Consider the following 18,233-nt stretch of genomic DNA (forward strand, 5'->3'; position numbering starts at 1 on the left):
TAAAAATTTTTTCCTATTTTAATAAGCTCAAAAAGTCTGAAACTGGATCATTTGGAACCATTTGAGCAGTGAGTTTCACACCTTTTTCTGCTAGTTTGTGGAAATCTTCCACATCCTTGTCTACCACGTTGATAGAACGTGTGATAGAGCGAGTTTCTGGTGTTTGAGACATATTGCCGACGTTGAGTGTTTCAAGCGGAACACCTGCTTCGACCAAACCAAGGAAACGGTCTGGTTTACGTGCAACGATAAAGAGACGTTGGCTATCGTATTTACCAGCAAGGATATTTGCTGCTGCTTTCTCAACTGGCAAGATACTGAGTTTCACACCTGGTGGTGTCGCAAGTTTCAAACCACTCTTTTCAATATCGTTGTTAACAACTTCGTCGTCTACAACCATAATGCGTGAAACATTTAGTTTTCCAGCCCAAAGATTGGCTACTTGACCGTGGATCAAACGTCCATCGATACGGCATCCTACAATTGTCATAAGTTTTCCCCCTTTATGTGTTTTAGTGTAGGTTTACGAGTTAAATGAATCTCTTCTTTATATTCGCCCTCAGTTTCAAAGATAATGATGCGGTTAGCACCTTTCTTGAGATAACTATGAGGGATATAAAGTGAGAGGGTCGGGCCGACGTTCCAGAAACGTCCTAGGTGACGCCCGTTGACAAAGGCAACTCCCTTACCAAACTCAGACAAGTCTAAGTAGGTATCCTTCGGCTCTTCAACAGTAAAGTCGAAAGCGTAAAAGGCTGGTTGTCCTTCTGTCCATCCTTTTGAAAAATCAATGTTCTCAGGATTATCCAGTGGCAGTGGATATTGTTTCCAATTCAGTAAGAAATGTAGATCCTTGCAGACACCTGTGCGAATTCCTTTACGTTGCGTATCTGCCAAGAACTTATGTCCATAGTTAACACGCCCCATATTTTCAATCAAGATGTCAATCTCTGAAAAGCCTTCTCGATTGCCCTGACAGTAGATATCTTCACCAATCTCTGTCTGGTATTGAGTAGCAATCCATTGACCATCTACAAAGAGTTGAGCTCGGTCACGTCCATCGATAATACGGAGACGTTCCTCTTCTGCATCCCAACTTGCTTCAGTACGATAAAGAAGGTAGCCATAACTTTGACCAAGTTCTTCCATCGCTTTTGGATAGAGGCTTTCAGTTGGACTTGCCAGGCTATCCAGGGTTTCAAACAAGGATACTTTTTCAACTAGTGGAATAGACCCTATCTCCATGCTTTCCTTATAGAGTGGTTCCAACTGTGGATACTCTGGGAAGTGTGTTGCCATCATCTTCTTGACTGCTAGGTATTTAGCAGTTGGATTTCCTTCTTCATCGAGAAGGGCATCATAATCGTAAGATGTAACTTGTGGCAAATCTAGAGTTCCTCGAGCCGAGCAACCATTCATGAAACCAAAGTTTGTTCCGCCATGGAACATATAAAGGTTGATGGAGCCTTGCTCTAATACCTCTCGAACAGCTTCTGCCAACTCTTTTGGATCGCGTGTGATGATGGGTTCTTTCCAACGGTTAAACCAACCATCCCAGAATTCCATACACATGAGAGGCCATTTCTTGTCATGCTCATCAAAGAATTCCTGCATCTGTGAAAAGTTGTACGGAGCTTTAGAACCGAAGTTCCCTGTCACAAAGAGGCCATCTTCGATCAAGGTTCCGGCCTTCAGAGTAGCCCTCCATGGACCATCTGAAGTAAAGAGTGGGCAATCAATCCCTCGGTCTTCCATCAATTTCCGAATCGCTCGTAGATAAGACTTATCTTCTCCATAAGAACCATATTCATTTTCGACTTGCATCATAAGAATGTTTCCACCATTATCCAACAAGCGAGGCACAAGCCTTGGCAATAATTGGTCATAATAGCGAGCGACCGCCTCGATGTAGGCCGGGTCCGACGAGCGGATTCGCATGTCCTTGGTCAAGAGCCAGGCCGGCAAGCCACCAAATTCCCATTCCGCACAGATAAATGGAGACGGGCGTACAATGGCATAGAGACCCAGATCTTGTGCAATTTGAAGAAATCTCTCCAAATTTCTGGCACCTTCAAAATCAAACTCCCCTTCAACAGGTTCGTGTAAATTCCAAGCCACATAGGTCTCGACTGTATTAAAGCCAAGCGCCTTTAAGTTATAGAGAGAATGATACCAATCCTCCGCTGGAATTCTAAAATAATGAATGGCGCCGGACAAAATCTTGAACGGTTTTTCGTCTAAATAGAAATCGTCCTCAATTTTAAATCTTGTCATGTCATTACCTCTGACGAATTAAGTTTGCGCTTTCATTTATTATAATATTAACTATAATCAAATCTTTTGCATTTGTCAATAGGTTTTAGAAAATTATTTAAAATTTTTCTATTTTTTTACTTACCGTTTACCGAAATTATCTAAAAATAGCATGAAAGCGATATTTTTATGTATGATAATTCACAAGGTTATAAAATGGAATTTTTTACATGTAACATAACATTTTTAGTCTATTATTTTAATTTTTTTATCTAAATACTACTATTTTGTCTGTATTTGTGGTAAAATCAAGACTGGAGAAAGAGAATCGAGGTGAAATTATGGCTATTCCAAAATACCAATATATTAAAGATGAATTAAAAAACAAAATCATCTCTGGTCAATTTGCAAGTGGAGATAAATTTTATACAGAAGCAGAATTGATCGCGATGTATGATGTTAGTTCAATCACTGTTGTGCGTGCTTTGAATGACCTTGCAAAAGACGGCTATATTGTCCGCCAACAAGGGAAAGGGACTTTCGTTTCACGTGCCCGCAAGCACAAACTCGTTGAGTTTTCAGATGTCGAAATCTTTGAAACAAAAGATGATAAAGTTACTGTCCTTTCTATCGAGCGCGGAAACAAGCTTGAATACCTAGAGAAACTTGGATTACGTGGAGATCAGTTCTACTACAAAATTGAACGTACCCGTCAAACAAATGACGTTACATACATCTACCACACATCTTATATTCCTGAACAATACATCAATGCCAACTATCCAAATCTTGACTATTATAGTTCTATCTATAAACGTTTCAAATTGGATTACCGCATTCACATGAATGATGAACATTTTGAGGAAATCAATGAAATTGCATTTCCAACACCAGAGCACGTTGCTTCTGTACTTGGAATCGATACGCAATTTCCAACAGTCTTCCAAACGAAGACTACTAAACTTGAGGCTACTGGCCAAGTCCTCGCCTATAGTGAAACGTATAAGCGAGCAGACTACTACAAAATTAAATTCCTCTCATGTAATCGAGGTCATTAAGAGAAAGCTTGAGCCTAGCTCAGGCTTTTTCTATACCTATTATAGCATGAGGCCGAGGCTATGGAAATGTTCTGAAAGGTTCTTATTTAATTAGTAGCATTTTTACTAAAAACAAGTTAAATATCGGCTTTCTCTTTCTCATTTCTGGAAATGATTTTCTTCTAAATCTTATGATTTCCTCCATTCATCAAATCTCACGGTCTCAAGCCAATGGCATTCAACGATGGTTTCTACTACGAGGACAAGGATGATGTTGAGTTTGACAAGGATGTCATCATCTCTTACTGGTCTAAAGGATGGTGGGGCTACAACCTTGCATCTCCTCAGTATCTAGCAAACAAAGGCTACAAACTTCTTAATACCAACGGAGATTGTTACTACATTCTCGGTCAAAAACCAGAAGATGGTGGTAGCTTCCTTAAGAAAGCTATTGAAAATACCGAAAAAACTCCATTTAACCAGCTAGCTTCAACTAAATATCCTGAAGTTGACCTACCTACTATTGGTAGCATGCTTGCTATCTGGGCAGACAAACCAAGTGCTGAGTACAAGGAAGAAGAAATCTTTGAACTCATGACTGCCTTCGCAGACCACAACAAAGACTACTTCCGTGCTGACTACAATGCTCTCCGTGAGGAACTTGCTCAAATCCCTACTAACTTGGAAGGATACAGCAAAGAAAGTCTCGATACCTTAAATGCAGCTAAAGATGCTCTCAACTACAACCTCAACCGTAGCAAACAAGCCGAGTTAGACGCTCTCGTAGCCAAACTCAAAGCAGCCCGCCTAGGCCTCAAACCAGCGGCAACTCACTCAGGAAGCCTCGATGAAAACGAACTAGCTGCCAACGTTGAAACCAAACCGGAACTCATCACAAGAGCAGAAAAGATTCCATTTGAGGTTATCAAAAAAGAAAATCCAAACCTCCCAGCAAAGCAAGAAAAGATTGTCACACCAGGTGTAGATGGTGAACGCACTCATTACATCTCTGTCCTTACTGAAAATGGTAAACAAACAGAAACCGTTCTAGATAGCCAAGTAACCAAAGAACCTGTGACCCAAGTGGTTGAAGTCGGAACCCTTGTAACCCATGTAGGGGATGAACACGGTCTTGCTCCAGCCGCAGAAGAAAAACCGAGACTGGACATCCAAGAAGAAGAGATTCCGTTCACTACCGTAACACGTGAAAATCCTCAATTACCAAAAGGACAAAGTCAAGTAGTCGTTACTGGTGTAAATGGTCGTCGTACGATTTTCTACTCTGTCAGCACTACTGCTGACGGCAAGGAAGAAAGAACTCTTGTCAATAGCGTGGTAACACAGGAAGCGGTCGCTCAAATCGTTGAAGTCGGCACTGCCGTTGAGAAAGCTGAGCAAACTGCACCAACTACTGCCAAAGCAGATGAAAAACAACTCCCTGCAACAGGAAGTCAAGACTCTGCAGGCTTGATCGCAGCAGGATTCATGGCGACTCTAGCAGCCTACGGACTAACTAAGAGAAAAGAAGATTAAACCTCTTCGACAAGAATAGAAAAAAGCGAGATTGAATCTCGCTTTTTTGATTTATGATTAGTCCCCCAGTCCGAGACGGTCAAAGATGTCATCTACTCGTCTGGTGTAGTATGCAGGGTTGAAGATTTCATCGATTTCTTCTTGAGTGAGGCGTGATGTTACTTCTGGATCTGCTTCCAGAAGTGGCTTGAAGTCTACTTGGTTATCCCATGAGTGGGCTGTTTTTGGTTGAACCAAGTCGCAAGCTTGAGACCAAAAGTTGTCGGCTCAGCATGCACACCGTGGGTACGCCCCATCATGATTGTGAACTTGTGTTCTTTAGCCTTGTCAGCGATGATGTTGGTGAAGTAAAGACCGCTCCGCAGATAGCAGCCGACAGCATGCCCTCGCCGACAAAGCCAGCGTGTGAAGGCTCATGGCCGCTTCCACCACCAGAAATCAGGCCAACCTTGCCCGTCTTCTCACTCTTGCGAGCGATGATATCAAAGCCCTCGACCCGATAAACCAAATCGCTGTGAATATAGGCCAAGCCATCCAGCATCTAGTTCACAACTGCTGTTGGATCGTTGATAATTTTCTTCATAGGTGTCCTCCTTTTCTCCGCGCTTCTTTCAAATTGAGTTATTCGCCCTAAAAAGAAAGCGCTATCATTTTGACGTTGTTTTAACATCCTATCTTACTAAAAGCAAATTCTGCCGCATCTTAGACTAGAAGGAAGCATCAAATTAGTTGACAAGAAAAAGTAGACAGTGTATACTAAAGATAGATAAGTAGACAGTGTATACTTTTGGAGGAGATACATGAAACGCAATACTGCCCAACTGAAAGAACAGCTGATCCAAACAGGGATTGACGAAATCGGAAAACATGGAATTGAACAGCTTTCACTCAGGACTGTTGCCAAGATCTGCGGTGTGACTCACGGCAGCCCTTACCGCCATTTTGAGAGCAAGGAAAGCTATCTCAAAGTCGTTTTGACTCAGCTTTCGCTCTTTCTCAATCAGGAAATCAATGAAAATATTGATGCGACTGGTTCTGCGCGCGATCAGCTGACCCAGCTTGGACTTAATTTCATTATTTTTGCCAAGACCTACCCTCATTTTTTTGAAGCTCTCTTTATCAAATTTCCTTTTAAATATATGAAGGTGACGCAGGACACTATTCTCTTGGAGTCTGACTTGCCTGGATTTGATAAATTTAAGGAGCTCGTTTTAAAGCTTCGTAAGGAGGAAAATTTTAGCAATAGCGAAGCAGAAAGCCTTTTTCACTTTTGGAGCTTTATCACAGGCCTAGCCGTTCTGGCCAACAGTCCTATCGGACAAGACCTTGATCCTCAAGCCATCCAAAGCACGATTGAGCATATGCTTGACATTTATATCAAAGGAGAACAATCATGAAAACCTTGATTATTTACACCCACCCCAGCCCAACTGGCTTCAATGCTGCTATTCTCAAAGAAGTTCAAAGCAATCTTTCTAAAAAGCACGAGGTGAAAACTTTGGACTTGTATGCTGAAAATTTTAATCCGATTTTGCGCTTTGACCAAGAACATAGACGCCGTGACCTGCACAAAGACCCTGAAATGGCAAAATACAGGGATTTGATTACTTGGGCAGACCAGCTGATTTTCATTTTCCCTATCTGGTGGAGTGGTATGCCGGCCATTCTCAAAGGCTTTATCGACCGCGTCTTTGCTGCTGACTTTGCTTACTCTTATAAAAAAGTTGGTCTCCAAGGCCACTTGCAAGGCAAGTCCGGCTGGATTATCACCAGCCACAACACACCTGCTTTTGCCTTGCCTTTTGTCCAAGACTACGGCAAGGTACTGAAAAATCAAGTCCTGAAACCGTGTGGAATTACTCCAGTCAAACTGACCGTCCTCAACAGTGTAGAACGCAAAACAGACCAAGAACGCCAAGAAATGCTCAAGAAAGTCGGACAACTGGCCAGTCAAATTTAAGATAAAGAAAACGGGAGCGGGCAAGAACTCCAAACAAGTTAAAAAAAGTTCGTCTTCCCACCCCCGCTTGGAGCTTAAAAAGCGAAGGAAGATGCCAATCAACCACTGCGTCATCTATTTTTTCTAATTTATTTTCAAAAGCCTGGACTTTTTGCCCAGGCTCTTTTTTTATATTTAATCCAACCCCACGCGCTTGAAAATTTCATCTACGCACTTGGTGTAGTAAAGAGGGTTGAAGATTTCATCAATCTCTTCCTGAGTCAAACGAGAAGTGACTTCTGGATCCGCTTCGAGCAGTGGCTTGAAGTCTACTTGGTTGTCCCAAGAGTAGGCTGTTTTTGGTTGAACAAGGTCGTAAGCTTGTTCACGGGTCATGCCTTTTTCAATCAAGGTCAACATAGCCCGCTGGCTGAAAATAAGACCAAAGGTTGAGTTCATGTTGCGGATCATGTTTTCTGGGAAGACTGTCAAGTTCTTGACGATATTTCCAAAACGGTTGAGCATGTAGTCGATCAAAATAGTCGTATCTGGTGTGATGATGCGCTCAGCTGATGAGTGGGAAATATCGCGTTCATGCCAGAGGGCGACGTTTTCATAAGCTGTCACCATGTGACCACGGATAACACGCGCAAGACCTGTCATGTTTTCAGAACCGATAGGGTTGCGTTTGTGAGGCATAGCAGATGAACCTTTTTGCCCCTTGGCAAAGAACTCTTCCACTTCGCGTTGCTCAGACTTTTGCAGACCACGGATTTCCGTTGCCATACGTTCGATGGAAGTCGCAATGCTGGCAAGAACTGCAAAGTACTCAGCGTGAAGGTCACGAGGAAGGACCTGTGTAGAGATTTCTTGAGCACGGATACCAAGCTTGTCGCAGACGTATTTTTCAACAAAAGGTGGGATGTTGGCAAAGTTCCCAACCGCACCAGAAATTTTACCAGCTTCTACACCAGCAGCCGCATGCTCGAAACGCTCGATATTACGCTTCATTTCGCTGTACCAAGTCGCCAATTTAAGACCAAAGGTTGTCGGCTCAGCATGCACACCGTGGGTACGACCCATCATGATGGTGAACTTGTGCTCTTTGGCCTTATCAGCGATGATGTTGGTGAAGTTTTCAAGGTCACGACGAATGATGTCGTTTGCCTGCTTGTAAAGGTAACCGTAGGCAGTATCTACTACGTCGGTAGAAGTCAAACCATAGTGCACCCACTTGCGCTCTTCGCCAAGAGTCTCAGAAACCGCACGTGTGAAAGCCACCACATCATGGCGAGTCTCTTGCTCAATCTCCAAAATACGGTCGATGTCAAAGTCCGCTTTCTCGCGAATCAAAGCCACATCTTCCTTAGGGATTTCCCCCAACTCAGCCCATGCCTCATCAGCCAAGATTTCCACCTCAAGCCAAGCACGGTATTTATTTTCTTCACTCCAAATATTCGCCATCTCAGGGCGAGAGTAACGGTTGATCATAGTTGTTTCTCCTTATAAACGAATCATCTAATATCATTAGCTAAATCAAAAACTATTCCAAGTTCTCCATACTTAGGACTAGACCTTGTCCCAATGTAGTCTGTAATATCATTTCTATAATTTAAAAATTCTTGTCTTCTATTTGAATCACGCATAAATTTTTGATATATAGACGGATTTCTAAAATATTTAATTAACTCTATAAAAAGTATCCACCATCGAGAACACCCTATTCCTGTCATACAAAATCTATGACTAAAATCTGTACCATTTTCTTCTGCATATATTTTTTTCATCAAATCATACACTTTTTTATTTTCGGAAAAATTATTTTTTATAAAAAATGATAGTATTAAAGAATCAATAGTAGAAGTTTGTTGCCTCACATTATCTATAACTCTTTCTAAAACACGACTTCTGATGATGCTTTTTGCATATCTAGCGATTATATAATAATGCCATATTTGCAAATCTGTCTCCGAAAAATATTTATCAACATAATCTATATTGTCTATTAGAATATCTACTATTGCTTCTGTCTCCCTGTTCTCCGACTTAGCTAAAATTATATCAATTAATCGATATACATGAGAGGTTACAACTGGAGCAGTATAAGCTACTTTTAACAACATAGGTATTATAAATATAGATTGTTTTTGATTAATCTTACAATTTTTATAAACTTTATCTATATATTTTTTACACATCGTTAATGAAGTCCTGATTTGTGGAATGTTTCCTTCATTTGATAATTTACTTAGATATTCTCGCAATTTTATTATATCTTCGCGCTTTAAATCAGCTTTTCCTTTTAAAAATGTTACATTTAAAAACAATTCATTCAAGTTAGAGCCACTGCTAGATGGAAAACCTTTCTCAACCTTGGTTTTTTCTTGTTTTCTTCGCAAACTAAAAATCCTAAGTATCTTATCAAAATCTTCTAAAACTTCTTCCACTTTTGACCTGTCTTTACCAAAAAATGTAAAGTCATCAACATACCTCACAAAATCTGTATGCTTTTTTGATAACATACTATCAATTGATATTCCCAGAAATTCTGAACTGATTGTAGAAGATATTGGACCTTGTAGAATCCCCTTCGTGTGGTTCTCGTTTTGAGACATATTGTAAGAATCTAGAAATGTAAAAAAATATTGTAATCTAGGTTCTGCATTACAGTAATCTACATACGGTTCTCTTTTAGATAAATCTAAATAATGAGTATAGATATTGTCAAAATAATTTTCGATATCCGTCTTTAAAAAAATAGGATTACTTCCCTCCAAACTAATTGTCTTTTCTTCATTGATTTTATATGATTTATTTTTATTTGGATCTTTTTCATTTGTAAAACCTGCTAGTTTTTCTATATCTCTTCCAAATCCTTGTTCATCATATTCAAAGGATAGTATGTGCTCTCTCCCAAGTATTGGTGAATTAGAATGAAATAAAACAGCTTCATTCTGATTGTCAGAGTAAAAATTTTCTAACCAAATCCTATCAATTGATATCATATTGTACACAAAAGAAAAATATAAAAGTGGATTTGGAATAGCCATACCTCTTTTGCTCATATCATTTTTAAAAGCAAAGTATTTAATTGGCTCAGAACCTTTATGAAATATATAATTTGGTTTTCTTATTCTATTAAACTTTATTGTTACTAAATCATTTTGTATTTCAAATATATCAATTTTATTCTTGTACATTTTATACAAAAATTTTCTAGCATATTTAAAATAATTTAAAATAGGTGGTAATTTAGTAGAAGCAAACTGTTCAAATAACACTTCAACATCTTTGTTAAGCCTAGCTCTATCCATTAAAATACACCTTTATTTAACTCTCTCAAACTCCTCAACCTCATCTGGTTCACTACTAAACAAAGTCACATGTCCCATCTTGCGGTTGTGCTTCGCTTCTATTTTACCATACATGTGGAGGTGGGCGCTTGGATTTTCTGTGACATATTTTTCAGCGGCTTCGACATGCTGGCCGAGAACATTGAGCATAATAGCTGGTGCATGTAGCTTGATGGCTGGTAATGGTGCTCCGAGAACGCCCAAGATATGGGTATCAAACTGGGAGAAGTCGCAGGCTTCAATAGAGTAGTGGCCTGAGTTGTGCGGACGTGGCGCAATTTCGTTGACGATGATGTCATCAGCTGTCGCAAACATTTCCACGCAAAGGGTTCCAGACAGGTTCAGTTGTTTTGCAATTCGCACTGCCATAGCTTTGGCTTTTTCAGCTAGGCTTGCTGAAATGCGAGCTGGGACAATGGTTTTTGAAAGAATGTTGTTGCGGTGGATATTTTCCTGAACTGGGAAAACCGTCACGTCCTTGCCATTTCCTGATACAATGACAGAAATTTCAAGGTCAAAGTTGACAAATTCTTCCAAAACACAGTCTGCTGAATCTGCTAGTTCATAGGCTTCTTCCAAGTCTGCTTCTGAGCGAATGACCTTTTGCCCATGCCCATCGTAGCCACCTGTCGCAGTCTTGAGGACATAGTTTTTGGACAGGTCCATATCAGCCAAGTCTTGGCTAGAAGTCACGACCTTGTATGGTGCCACAGTGACTTGAGCCTTGTTTGACAAAAAGTCCTTTTCAAAAATGCGATTTTGGGAAATACGGAGCAGATCGGTCCCTTGAGGGAGTTGCCCCTCCTTGATGACAGCATCCAAACCGTCAGCATCGACATTTTCAAACTCATAGGTGAGAACATCGCAACGCTCCGCCAACTGACGGAGGGCATCCACATCGTTATAAGGTGCCACGATAATTTCCGCCACGCGAGAGGCCGGGCAATCCGCCGCAGGATCCAGCGCGATAACCTTGTGGCCCATGTAGATAGCAGAAATAGCCATCATTTGACCCAGCTGGCCGCCACCGATAATTCCGAGTGTTTTAGATGAGCTCATTTGTCGACTCCTCTGCGTTTTTTTCTTGTTCTTCTGCAAAATCTGCCAAAGCTGTCGCGATAGCCTGATCGTCTACTGAGAGGAGGCGAAGGGCAAAGAGAGCCGCATTTGTCGCCCCTGCTTCACCAATAGCCATTGTCGCAACAGGCACACCGCCCGGCATCTGAACGATAGAGTAGAGCGAGTCCACGCCACTAAGCGCACGTGATTTGACTGGTACACCAATGACAGGAAGGGTTGTTTTAGCAGCTACCATACCTGGTAAATGGGCTGCGCCTCCAGCACCCGCGATGATGACCTTGATACCACGGCTACGTGCTTCCTCCGCATGTCTGAACATAAGGTCTGGCGTGCGGTGGGCAGATACAACTTTCTTTTCGTAGGCTACACCGAAGCGATCGAAAACTTCGGCGGTTTTTTGCATGGTTGTCCAGTCGGATTTTGAGCCCATGATGATGGAAATGATTGGTTGCATTTATTTCTCCTTTAACTAGTTAGTTTTAATTGATGCTTGCTGTTCAACTGCTTTTATCGTGGTGGAATCCACACTATAATGGTCAACGGTATGCGCAACAAGTTTTTTCACACTCTTGGGATTTAGCAAGAGTCGAATCGCAATCACGACCAAGGGGATAACACTTGGAAGGTCTTTCCTAATCGGGGTCAATACCTCAGCACTGTCGCTTTTAAAAAGCCACTCTCTGATCGTTTGCCATATTTTTCTTCTGCTCTGAGTTCTTTCAGCAGTCCCAATGACTAAAGCTAACAAACTGTGCGTTTTTACGCCTGGCTTTCCTAGGGAAATACCTGATTTAGACTCTTTACCCTGAGCTAAGTCTATCAATATTTTAGGAAAATTCACCCCCGCCTTATAAGCATTAGCTGGCTCGACCATTCTGGGATTACATTCGATATAATAGGGCTGATGATTATGGGATATGAAATCCAATGTTAGACCACCATGCCACTTTAAATGCTGCCCTATCTTTTCAATGTGTTCTCTTGTTGCCACAGATTCTATGCTTAATCTGGCAGCAGCCGAACCACCAGCCCCGGATCCAATCTTTATACTAGAATGCACGGCAAGTAGTTTTCCATGGCTAAACACTGCTTGAACTTGACCATATTGTCCTGCTATATCTTGCTGGGCCATCCATCTCTCATTGTCAATTGACAAGACCTTTACGAGGCTTTTCAAATCAGTTTCGCTTGTAATTTTATAAACTGAGCGACCAGCTGTCCCATAATCAGCCTTGAGCCAGTACGGATAGGGCAAGTGGATGGATTCTAAGTCTGTCACATACTCCCACTCAGGAACTGGTAAGTCTAACTTATCCGCAAGTTCAGCAAAAGCGATTTTTCCTGCTACCTCCTTAAAAACTTCTGCTTCAGAAAGAGCAATCGGTAAGTCAGAAGATAAGAAATTTTTTCCATTTGCTAAGAGCCACCCCTCCTCATGGGTTGGCAAAATAGCCACATAGTTTTTCTTTTGTAGTAACTCACCAACCTGCTTTAGATAGGTCAAAGGGGAAGTATTCACATCAACAGTTGTAAGCATGTGCGTCAAGCGACTGAATGCCGCAATAGAAAATCTATCAGGAGACAGAACATCTACTTTATATTTCTCTGTCAGTAATACTGTGAGAGTTTCTCTTGAGGTTAGACTGGATCCTTCTAAAAATAGCAATCTATCTTTCACTTTTATTCACCTCTTTTTACACTAATGGCTGCTAATCAGACAGTGGACAAGACTCGCTTTATAGTGCCTTGCTTCCGATATCTGTTCGGTAAAAGAGGCCTTCTGTGTTTTGTTGGGCGAGTTCTTGGTAGATGGTACTTTGGGCTTCTTTGACGGTATCTGCTGTGGTGACCAGCATATAGACACGTCCGCCGTTTGATAGCAGTGCTCTGCTATTTTCCGAAAACTTAGCTCCAGCATAGTAAGTGATGATGTCGCCTTCTGTCTTAGCTGGTAACTTGACACCTTTTTCATAGTCTAGCGGGTAGCCATTAGATGCGACAACCACACCCAGAGTCACACCCTTATCTGTCCAAGTGATGTTCGGCTCCTTACCATCGAGGATATCCGTGATATTTTGTGCAAAGTCAGATGTCAAACGAGGTAGGATAATCTGAGTTTCAGGATCTCCGAAGCGAGCGTTAAACTCGATAACCTTAGGTCCATCAGCTGTCAAGATAAGCCCTGCGTAAAGAATTCCCAAATAAGGACGACCTTCCTGAATCATGCCCTCTAGGACTGGCTTGACAATGGTGTCAACTGCCGTGTCAACCACGCTCTGTGGCAAGTGAGGAACTGGCGCATAAGCCCCCATCCCACCAGTGTTAGGACCCTTGTCACCATCATAAGCACGTTTGTGATCCTGAGCCGTTAGCATGATGTAGAACTTGTCGCCATTGACAAAGGCAAAGAGAGAAAATTCCTCACCTTCAAGAAACTCCTCGATGACCACACGCGCACCTGAGTCACCGAATTTATTGTCCAAAAGCATCTCGTGAGCGGCTTCTACTGCTTGCTCGACTGTCTCAGCAACGACCACACCTTTACCAAGGGCCAAACCGTCTGCCTTGACGACGATAGGTGCCCCCTGCTTTTCAATGTAAGCCTTGGCTTCCTCAAAGTCGGAAAATGTGCCATAGGCTGCCGTCGGAACGCCGTACTTGACCATGACTTCCTTGGCAAAATCCTTAGACCACTCCAACTCCGCTGCTAATCTTGTCGGACCAAAGGCTTTGAGACCAGCTGCATTGAACTCATCCACAATCCCAGCAGCAAGGGCATCATCGGGCCCGATAAAGGACCAAGCAATATCGTTGGCTTTTGCAAACTCAATCAATTTAGAATGTTCGGAAATAGAGATATCCACCAATTCCAGACCATCCAGAGTCATCCCGTCATTCCCAGGAGCTACAAAGACTTTTTCAACCTCTTTTGACTCAAGCAACTTCTTAGCAATGGCATGTTCACGACCACCCGAACCGACAACAAGCAGTTTCATTTCTCAACCTCTTTTGCGAATTATTTACTATTAGTATACCACAAACGTTCGTTTTAATCTCGTTTTGTTCCGCATTTTTACGCAAAAAAGGAAAGAAACTGTTTTCTTTCCTTTTGTTTTTTAATGTCTAAAATGTCTCACTCCTGTGAAGACCATAGTCAAGCCGTATTTGTCAGCGGCTTCGATAGATTCTTGGTCACGAACGGAGCCACCTGGCTGGATGATGGCTTTGATTCCTGCTTTGGCAATTTCTTCCACGTTATCGGCAAATGGGAAGAAGGCATCTGAAGCCAGAACAGCGCCGTCAAGACGGTCTTTGGCTTGGTCGATGGCAATACGAACAGAGGCTACACGGTTGGTTTGACCTGGGCCAACACCGAGTGTCATGTGGTCATTAGTCACGATGATTCCGTTTGATTTGACATACTTGATGGCTTTCCATGCAAACTCAAGAGCAGTTGCTTCTGTCTCAGTTGGTTGGCGTTTGGTTACCACTCGCCAGTCAGCTGGGCTTTCTTTGATTACGTCTTGGTTTTGCACGAGAAGTCCACCGACAACACCTGTGTATTCTGCTTCCGCTTCACTAGCATCTTGAGCATCAAATGGCAAGGCAAGAATCCGCAAGTTTTTCTTTTTATTGGTCAAAATGGCTAACGCTTCATCCGTATAGCTTGGTGCGATGATGATTTCAAGGAAAACGCCGTGCATCTTCTCTGCTGTCGCAGCATCCACCTCACGGTTGAGAACGACGATCCCACCAAAGATAGACACTGGGTCAGACTCATAAGCGTAGTCCCAAGCAGTTTCGATGTCATCTGCCTGACCGATACCACATGGGTTCATGTGTTTGAGAGCCACAACGGTTGGACGGTCTTTGAAATCGCGGATGATACGAATAGCTGCATCCGCATCACGGATGTTATTGAAGGACAATTCTTTACCATTAAGCTGTTTAGCAGAAGCAATAGAGTAGTCAGTCGGCAAGGCTTTTTGGTAGAAATCTGCATCTTGTTGAGGATTTTCCCCATAACGCATGGGTTGTTTGAGGTCATAAGTCAAGGTCAACTTTTCAGGCTTGCTCTCGCCGACCTGAGCTGTGAAGTATTCTGCAATCAAGGCATCGTAAGCCGCTGTGTGACGGAAAACCTTGGCCGCTAAGCGTTGGCGAGTTTCGTAACTTGTTTCTCCGTTGGCTGCCAATTCCTCCAAAACAACAGCATAATCGGAAGGATCTACTACAACTGTCACGCTGGCGTGATTCTTCGCTGCGGAACGAAGCATAGATGGCCCACCGATATCAATATTTTCCACTGCATCAGCGTAAGTCACGTCTGGTTTAAGGATGGTTTCCTTGAATGGGTAGAGGTTTACCACCACAAGATCGATGAGTTCAATCTGATTGTCCTTGGCTGCTTCCAGGTGACTATCCAAATCACGACGAGCGAGGAGACCACCGTGGATGTTTGGATGAAGAGTCTTCACACGACCATCCATCATTTCTGGGAAACCAGTCACATCGTCGATGGCAATAGTCTCTACCCCAGCATTGTCAAGGGCAATCTTTGTCCCACCTGTCGAGATAATATCCCAACCAAGTTTTTTAAGTTCTTGGGCAAATTCAACAATGCCCGCTTTGTCTGAGACGCTGATTAAGGCGCGTTTAGTCATTTTTGTTCCTTTCTTTGTATCAAGAGGTGCTTTCCCATCATTTACACCAAAGACTGGCGATCATAGTCTGTAAGCTGATTTCCAAGTTCTTTTAACAGTTTTCTGACCTCAAGCTTACTAGCTTCACTTTCGTACACACTTCGCAGTTCTGCATCTGTCGCACCAATCAGGGTTACAAATTCCACTTTTCCATGCGGAGTATCAAGAGGATTAGCTAAATCATCAGCAGCAGTCAAAAATCCTGTCAGAATAGAGTTCTGCTGGGCATCAATCCCTACTGTCTGTTTAGTATAAATATATTCCTCTGGCAAAACCACTTTACCTGTTTGAAAAATATATCTTGCCACATACTGTAGTAAACCACAGCCATTTTTGATTTCTTCTTCGTCATTATTTGATTTCTTTAACTTAAAAGTTAATTCAATCCCATAACCACTGTAATCAGGGTCTTCGCTTTCTTTGGTATATAATTCTGACAAGCCATAGCTGACAAAATGCCAAAAATCTCCTGCATCATAAACACTAATGCCATCAAGCGGATCTGAACCGCCCAACATATACTTGATAACTGTCCCATAATGAAGTGGATTAGGCTGATCTGGATATAAACGATTAAACTCTGCATCAATGGCTTCCCATCCTGGAGCGCTATCATCTGTTTCTTCGGATTTCACAACAATCTTGTCGTCATCTTCAGTCGGCTTCTCTTCATCAGAAGATTTCTTCTTAAAAAAATCAAATAAACCCATAACATTCTCCTTATCTGATGTTGGACCGTCATAAAATCAGCTCTGATTTCGTTTTTATCTTCTCTCCACTCCCAAGCTATCCAGCACCTCTGGATACAACTTGTACTCTGCCTCATGAATCCGAGCTTCAAAACTGTCAATGGTATCATCAGCCAGCCGTGTCACACGTACTTGCTGGATAATCTTCCCAGTGTCGACACCCGAATCCACCCAGTGAATGGTCACTCCCGACTGCTCCACACCAGCTTCCCAAGCATCCTCAATCCCATGAGCTCCTGGAAATTCTGGCAGGTAGGCTGGATGGATATTGATGATCCGACCTTCATAAGCCGCCAATAAGGTTGGCCCAACGATTTTCATATAGCCTGCTAGGCAAACCAAATCAATCTGGTGCTCTTCCAAGAGTTCAACAAGGGCTGCTTCATAGTCTTCCTTGCTCTCAAACTCCTTGAGTTCAAAAGCATAGGACAGAACGTCGAGCTTGTCTGCACGCTCGAGCACATAGGCATCACGATGGTCTGAAAAGACAAACTCCACTGGAAATTCTTCGGCAATCACCTGAAAATTTGAGCCATTACCAGAGGCAAAAACTGCTATTTTTTTCATTTGATGATGACACTTTCGTTTTCTTTCTTGACGATGCGACCAATTTCATAGATTGGTTCATCCAACAATTCCTTGACACGGCCTACATTTTCAGGGCTAACTGCCAGCATGAGTCCCACACCCATATTGAAGATTTCAAACATTTCTTCATGCTTGATTTCACCGTACTTTTCAAGAGCTTTGAAAATCGGAAGCACTGGAACCTTGTTTTCCTCAATCTCAGCAGCCAAGTCATCTGCAAACATACGTGGGACATTTTCGATAAAGCCACCACCTGTGATGTGGGCAATACCGTTGACCAACCCTTCCTTGATGAGTGGCAAGACAGCTTTGACATAGATACGAGTCGGCTCAAGAAGGACTTCCTTGAGTTTCTTGCCTTCCAATTCTGGCAAGACTTCCTCACCTGTATAGTCGGCAAAGACACGACGAACAAGTGAGTAACCATTTGAGTGAATCCCACTTGAAGCAAGCCCGAGAAGAACATCTCCTTCCGTCACTTTTGAACCATCAATAATTTGAGATTTTTCAGCCACACCAACTGCAAAACCAGCCAAGTCATAATCATCTTCACCGTACATACCAGGCATTTCAGCCGTTTCCCCACCGATGAGGGCAGCGCCTGCCTGCACACAACCTTCTGCCACACCAGCAACGACTTGTTCTAGCTTGGCTGGTTCATTCTTCCCTGTCGCTACGTAGTCAAGGAAGTAAAGAGGCTCAGCTCCTGCAGCGATGATATCATTGACACACATGGCCACACAGTCCTGCCCAATCGTATCGTGCTTGTCATACTTGATAGCCAGCATGAGCTTGGTTCCGACTCCGTCAGTCCCTGAAATCAAGACGGGCTCTTTGACACCTGTTTTTGAAAGGTCAAACATACCACCGAAACCACCAAGAGCTCCCATAACACCTGCGCGTTCCGTACGAGCCACATGTTTTTTGATTCGTTCAACTACTTCATAACCCGCTTCAACATCCACACCTGATTGAGCGTATGCATTCTTATTTGTCAT

The 18,233-nt window shown here is 42.5% G+C and carries 15 protein-coding genes and 3 pseudogenes; 4 read left to right on the plus strand and 14 right to left on the minus strand.

The genetic code is table 11. From position 1 onward, the window contains the following. Positions 1–13: 13 nt before the first annotated feature. Both I2H52_RS08050 and I2H52_RS08055 read right to left on the minus strand, forming a co-directional pair. On the minus strand, positions 14–490 hold the full coding sequence (locus I2H52_RS08050) for a PTS sugar transporter subunit IIB (protein WP_000156968.1): 477 nt from the start codon (positions 488–490) through the stop codon (positions 14–16). After that, positions 487–2,274: a glycoside hydrolase family 35 protein gene (locus I2H52_RS08055; RefSeq protein ID WP_195594972.1), complete on the minus strand. Its 1,788-nt coding sequence runs from the start codon at positions 2,272–2,274 to the stop codon at positions 487–489. Before I2H52_RS08055 ends, I2H52_RS08050 begins: the two co-directional genes overlap by 4 nt. Before the next feature lie 320 nt (positions 2,275–2,594). Between I2H52_RS08055 and I2H52_RS08060 the strand changes: the two genes are divergently transcribed. After that, positions 2,595–3,311, plus strand: coding sequence for a GntR family transcriptional regulator (locus I2H52_RS08060; RefSeq protein ID WP_045616649.1), 717 nt, complete (start codon positions 2,595–2,597; stop codon positions 3,309–3,311). Between the two features lie 189 nt (positions 3,312–3,500). Beyond that, a pseudogene (locus tag I2H52_RS08065) lies at positions 3,501–4,823 on the plus strand (G5 domain-containing protein); the annotation flags it as partial. A 57-nt stretch (positions 4,824–4,880) separates the two neighbouring features. Here the strand turns inward: I2H52_RS08065 and I2H52_RS08070 are convergent. Continuing rightward, a pseudogene (locus I2H52_RS08070) lies at positions 4,881–5,072 on the minus strand (adenylosuccinate lyase); the annotation flags it as partial. An 88-nt stretch (positions 5,073–5,160) separates the two neighbouring features. Further along, positions 5,161–5,364, minus strand: a pseudogene (locus I2H52_RS08080) (dihydroxyacetone kinase subunit DhaK); the annotation flags it as partial. Positions 5,365–5,623: 259 nt separating this feature from the next. On the opposite strand from I2H52_RS08080, the gene I2H52_RS08085 reads away from it, so the two are divergent. Together I2H52_RS08085 and I2H52_RS08090 are read left to right on the plus strand one after the other, a co-directional pair. After that, positions 5,624–6,220, plus strand: a complete 597-nt coding sequence (locus I2H52_RS08085; protein ID WP_045616643.1) for a TetR/AcrR family transcriptional regulator — start codon at positions 5,624–5,626, stop codon at positions 6,218–6,220. Continuing rightward, positions 6,217–6,783: an NAD(P)H-dependent oxidoreductase gene (locus I2H52_RS08090; protein WP_045616641.1), complete on the plus strand. Its 567-nt coding sequence runs from the start codon at positions 6,217–6,219 to the stop codon at positions 6,781–6,783. The genes I2H52_RS08085 and I2H52_RS08090 overlap by 4 nt, the downstream gene beginning before the upstream one ends. A gap of 174 nt (positions 6,784–6,957) precedes the next feature. Here I2H52_RS08090 and purB read toward each other — a convergent pair whose 3' ends face one another. The 10 genes from purB to purM form a co-directional block, all read right to left on the minus strand. Continuing rightward, the gene (gene purB, locus I2H52_RS08095; protein WP_195594974.1) at positions 6,958–8,253 is read right to left on the minus strand and encodes an adenylosuccinate lyase; all 1,296 of its coding nucleotides are present in this window, start codon (positions 8,251–8,253) and stop codon (positions 6,958–6,960) included. A 23-nt stretch (positions 8,254–8,276) separates the two neighbouring features. Continuing rightward, complete coding sequence (locus I2H52_RS08100; RefSeq protein WP_045616638.1) at positions 8,277–10,076, minus strand: RNA-directed DNA polymerase; 1,800 nt, start codon at positions 10,074–10,076, stop codon at positions 8,277–8,279. 12 nt (positions 10,077–10,088) lie between these two features. After that, the gene (purK, locus tag I2H52_RS08105) at positions 10,089–11,174 is read right to left on the minus strand and encodes a 5-(carboxyamino)imidazole ribonucleotide synthase (RefSeq protein ID WP_045616637.1); all 1,086 of its coding nucleotides are present in this window, start codon (positions 11,172–11,174) and stop codon (positions 10,089–10,091) included. Then, on the minus strand, positions 11,161–11,649 hold the full coding sequence (gene purE, locus I2H52_RS08110; protein WP_045616636.1) for a 5-(carboxyamino)imidazole ribonucleotide mutase: 489 nt from the start codon (positions 11,647–11,649) through the stop codon (positions 11,161–11,163). The genes purK and purE overlap by 14 nt, the downstream gene beginning before the upstream one ends. A gap of 15 nt (positions 11,650–11,664) precedes the next feature. Beyond that, positions 11,665–12,873 carry an ATP-grasp domain-containing protein gene (locus tag I2H52_RS08115; RefSeq protein WP_045616634.1) on the minus strand — a complete coding sequence of 403 codons (1,209 nt, stop codon included), beginning with the start codon at positions 12,871–12,873 and terminating at the stop codon, positions 11,665–11,667. 58 nt (positions 12,874–12,931) lie between these two features. Next, positions 12,932–14,191 carry a phosphoribosylamine--glycine ligase gene (purD, locus tag I2H52_RS08120; protein WP_195594976.1) on the minus strand — a complete coding sequence of 420 codons (1,260 nt, stop codon included), beginning with the start codon at positions 14,189–14,191 and terminating at the stop codon, positions 12,932–12,934. 120 nt (positions 14,192–14,311) lie between these two features. After that, the gene (gene purH / locus I2H52_RS08125; RefSeq protein ID WP_045616631.1) at positions 14,312–15,859 is read right to left on the minus strand and encodes a bifunctional phosphoribosylaminoimidazolecarboxamide formyltransferase/IMP cyclohydrolase; all 1,548 of its coding nucleotides are present in this window, start codon (positions 15,857–15,859) and stop codon (positions 14,312–14,314) included. Positions 15,860–15,900: 41 nt separating this feature from the next. Next, a complete protein-coding gene (locus I2H52_RS08130) occupies positions 15,901–16,608 on the minus strand; it encodes a suppressor of fused domain protein (RefSeq protein WP_045616629.1) in 708 nt (235 codons plus the stop codon). Positions 16,609–16,662: 54 nt separating this feature from the next. Then, positions 16,663–17,214, minus strand: a complete 552-nt coding sequence (purN, locus tag I2H52_RS08135; protein WP_045616626.1) for a phosphoribosylglycinamide formyltransferase — start codon at positions 17,212–17,214, stop codon at positions 16,663–16,665. Then, positions 17,211–18,233 (minus strand): phosphoribosylformylglycinamidine cyclo-ligase, encoded by a 1,023-nt coding sequence (purM, locus tag I2H52_RS08140; RefSeq protein ID WP_045616624.1) that lies wholly within the window; start codon positions 18,231–18,233, stop codon positions 17,211–17,213. Before purM ends, purN begins: the two co-directional genes overlap by 4 nt.

It is taken from the genome of Streptococcus oralis (genome assembly GCF_015561235.1).
Classification (GTDB): Bacteria; Bacillota; Bacilli; order Lactobacillales; family Streptococcaceae; genus Streptococcus; species Streptococcus oralis_BK.

Coding starts and splice junctions, on each gene's coding strand:
- purB (WP_195594974.1), bottom strand. CDS start 8,253: ATGATCAACCGTTACTCTCGCCCTGAGATGGCGAATATTTGGAGTGAA.
- purE (WP_045616636.1), bottom strand. CDS start 11,649: ATGCAACCAATCATTTCCATCATCATGGGCTCAAAATCCGACTGGACA.
- purD (WP_195594976.1), bottom strand. CDS start 14,191: ATGAAACTGCTTGTTGTCGGTTCGGGTGGTCGTGAACATGCCATTGCT.
- I2H52_RS08055 (WP_195594972.1), bottom strand. CDS start 2,274: ATGACAAGATTTAAAATTGAGGACGATTTCTATTTAGACGAAAAACCG.
- I2H52_RS08050 (WP_000156968.1), bottom strand. CDS start 490: ATGACAATTGTAGGATGCCGTATCGATGGACGTTTGATCCACGGTCAA.
- I2H52_RS08085 (WP_045616643.1), top strand. CDS start 5,624: ATGAAACGCAATACTGCCCAACTGAAAGAACAGCTGATCCAAACAGGG.
- purN (WP_045616626.1), bottom strand. CDS start 17,214: ATGAAAAAAATAGCAGTTTTTGCCTCTGGTAATGGCTCAAATTTTCAG.
- I2H52_RS08130 (WP_045616629.1), bottom strand. CDS start 16,608: ATGGGTTTATTTGATTTTTTTAAGAAGAAATCTTCTGATGAAGAGAAG.
- I2H52_RS08060 (WP_045616649.1), top strand. CDS start 2,595: ATGGCTATTCCAAAATACCAATATATTAAAGATGAATTAAAAAACAAA.
- purK (WP_045616637.1), bottom strand. CDS start 11,174: ATGAGCTCATCTAAAACACTCGGAATTATCGGTGGCGGCCAGCTGGGT.
- purH (WP_045616631.1), bottom strand. CDS start 15,859: ATGACTAAACGCGCCTTAATCAGCGTCTCAGACAAAGCGGGCATTGTT.
- I2H52_RS08090 (WP_045616641.1), top strand. CDS start 6,217: ATGAAAACCTTGATTATTTACACCCACCCCAGCCCAACTGGCTTCAAT.
- I2H52_RS08100 (WP_045616638.1), bottom strand. CDS start 10,076: ATGGATAGAGCTAGGCTTAACAAAGATGTTGAAGTGTTATTTGAACAG.
- purM (WP_045616624.1), bottom strand. CDS start 18,233: ATGACAAATAAGAATGCATACGCTCAATCAGGTGTGGATGTTGAAGCG.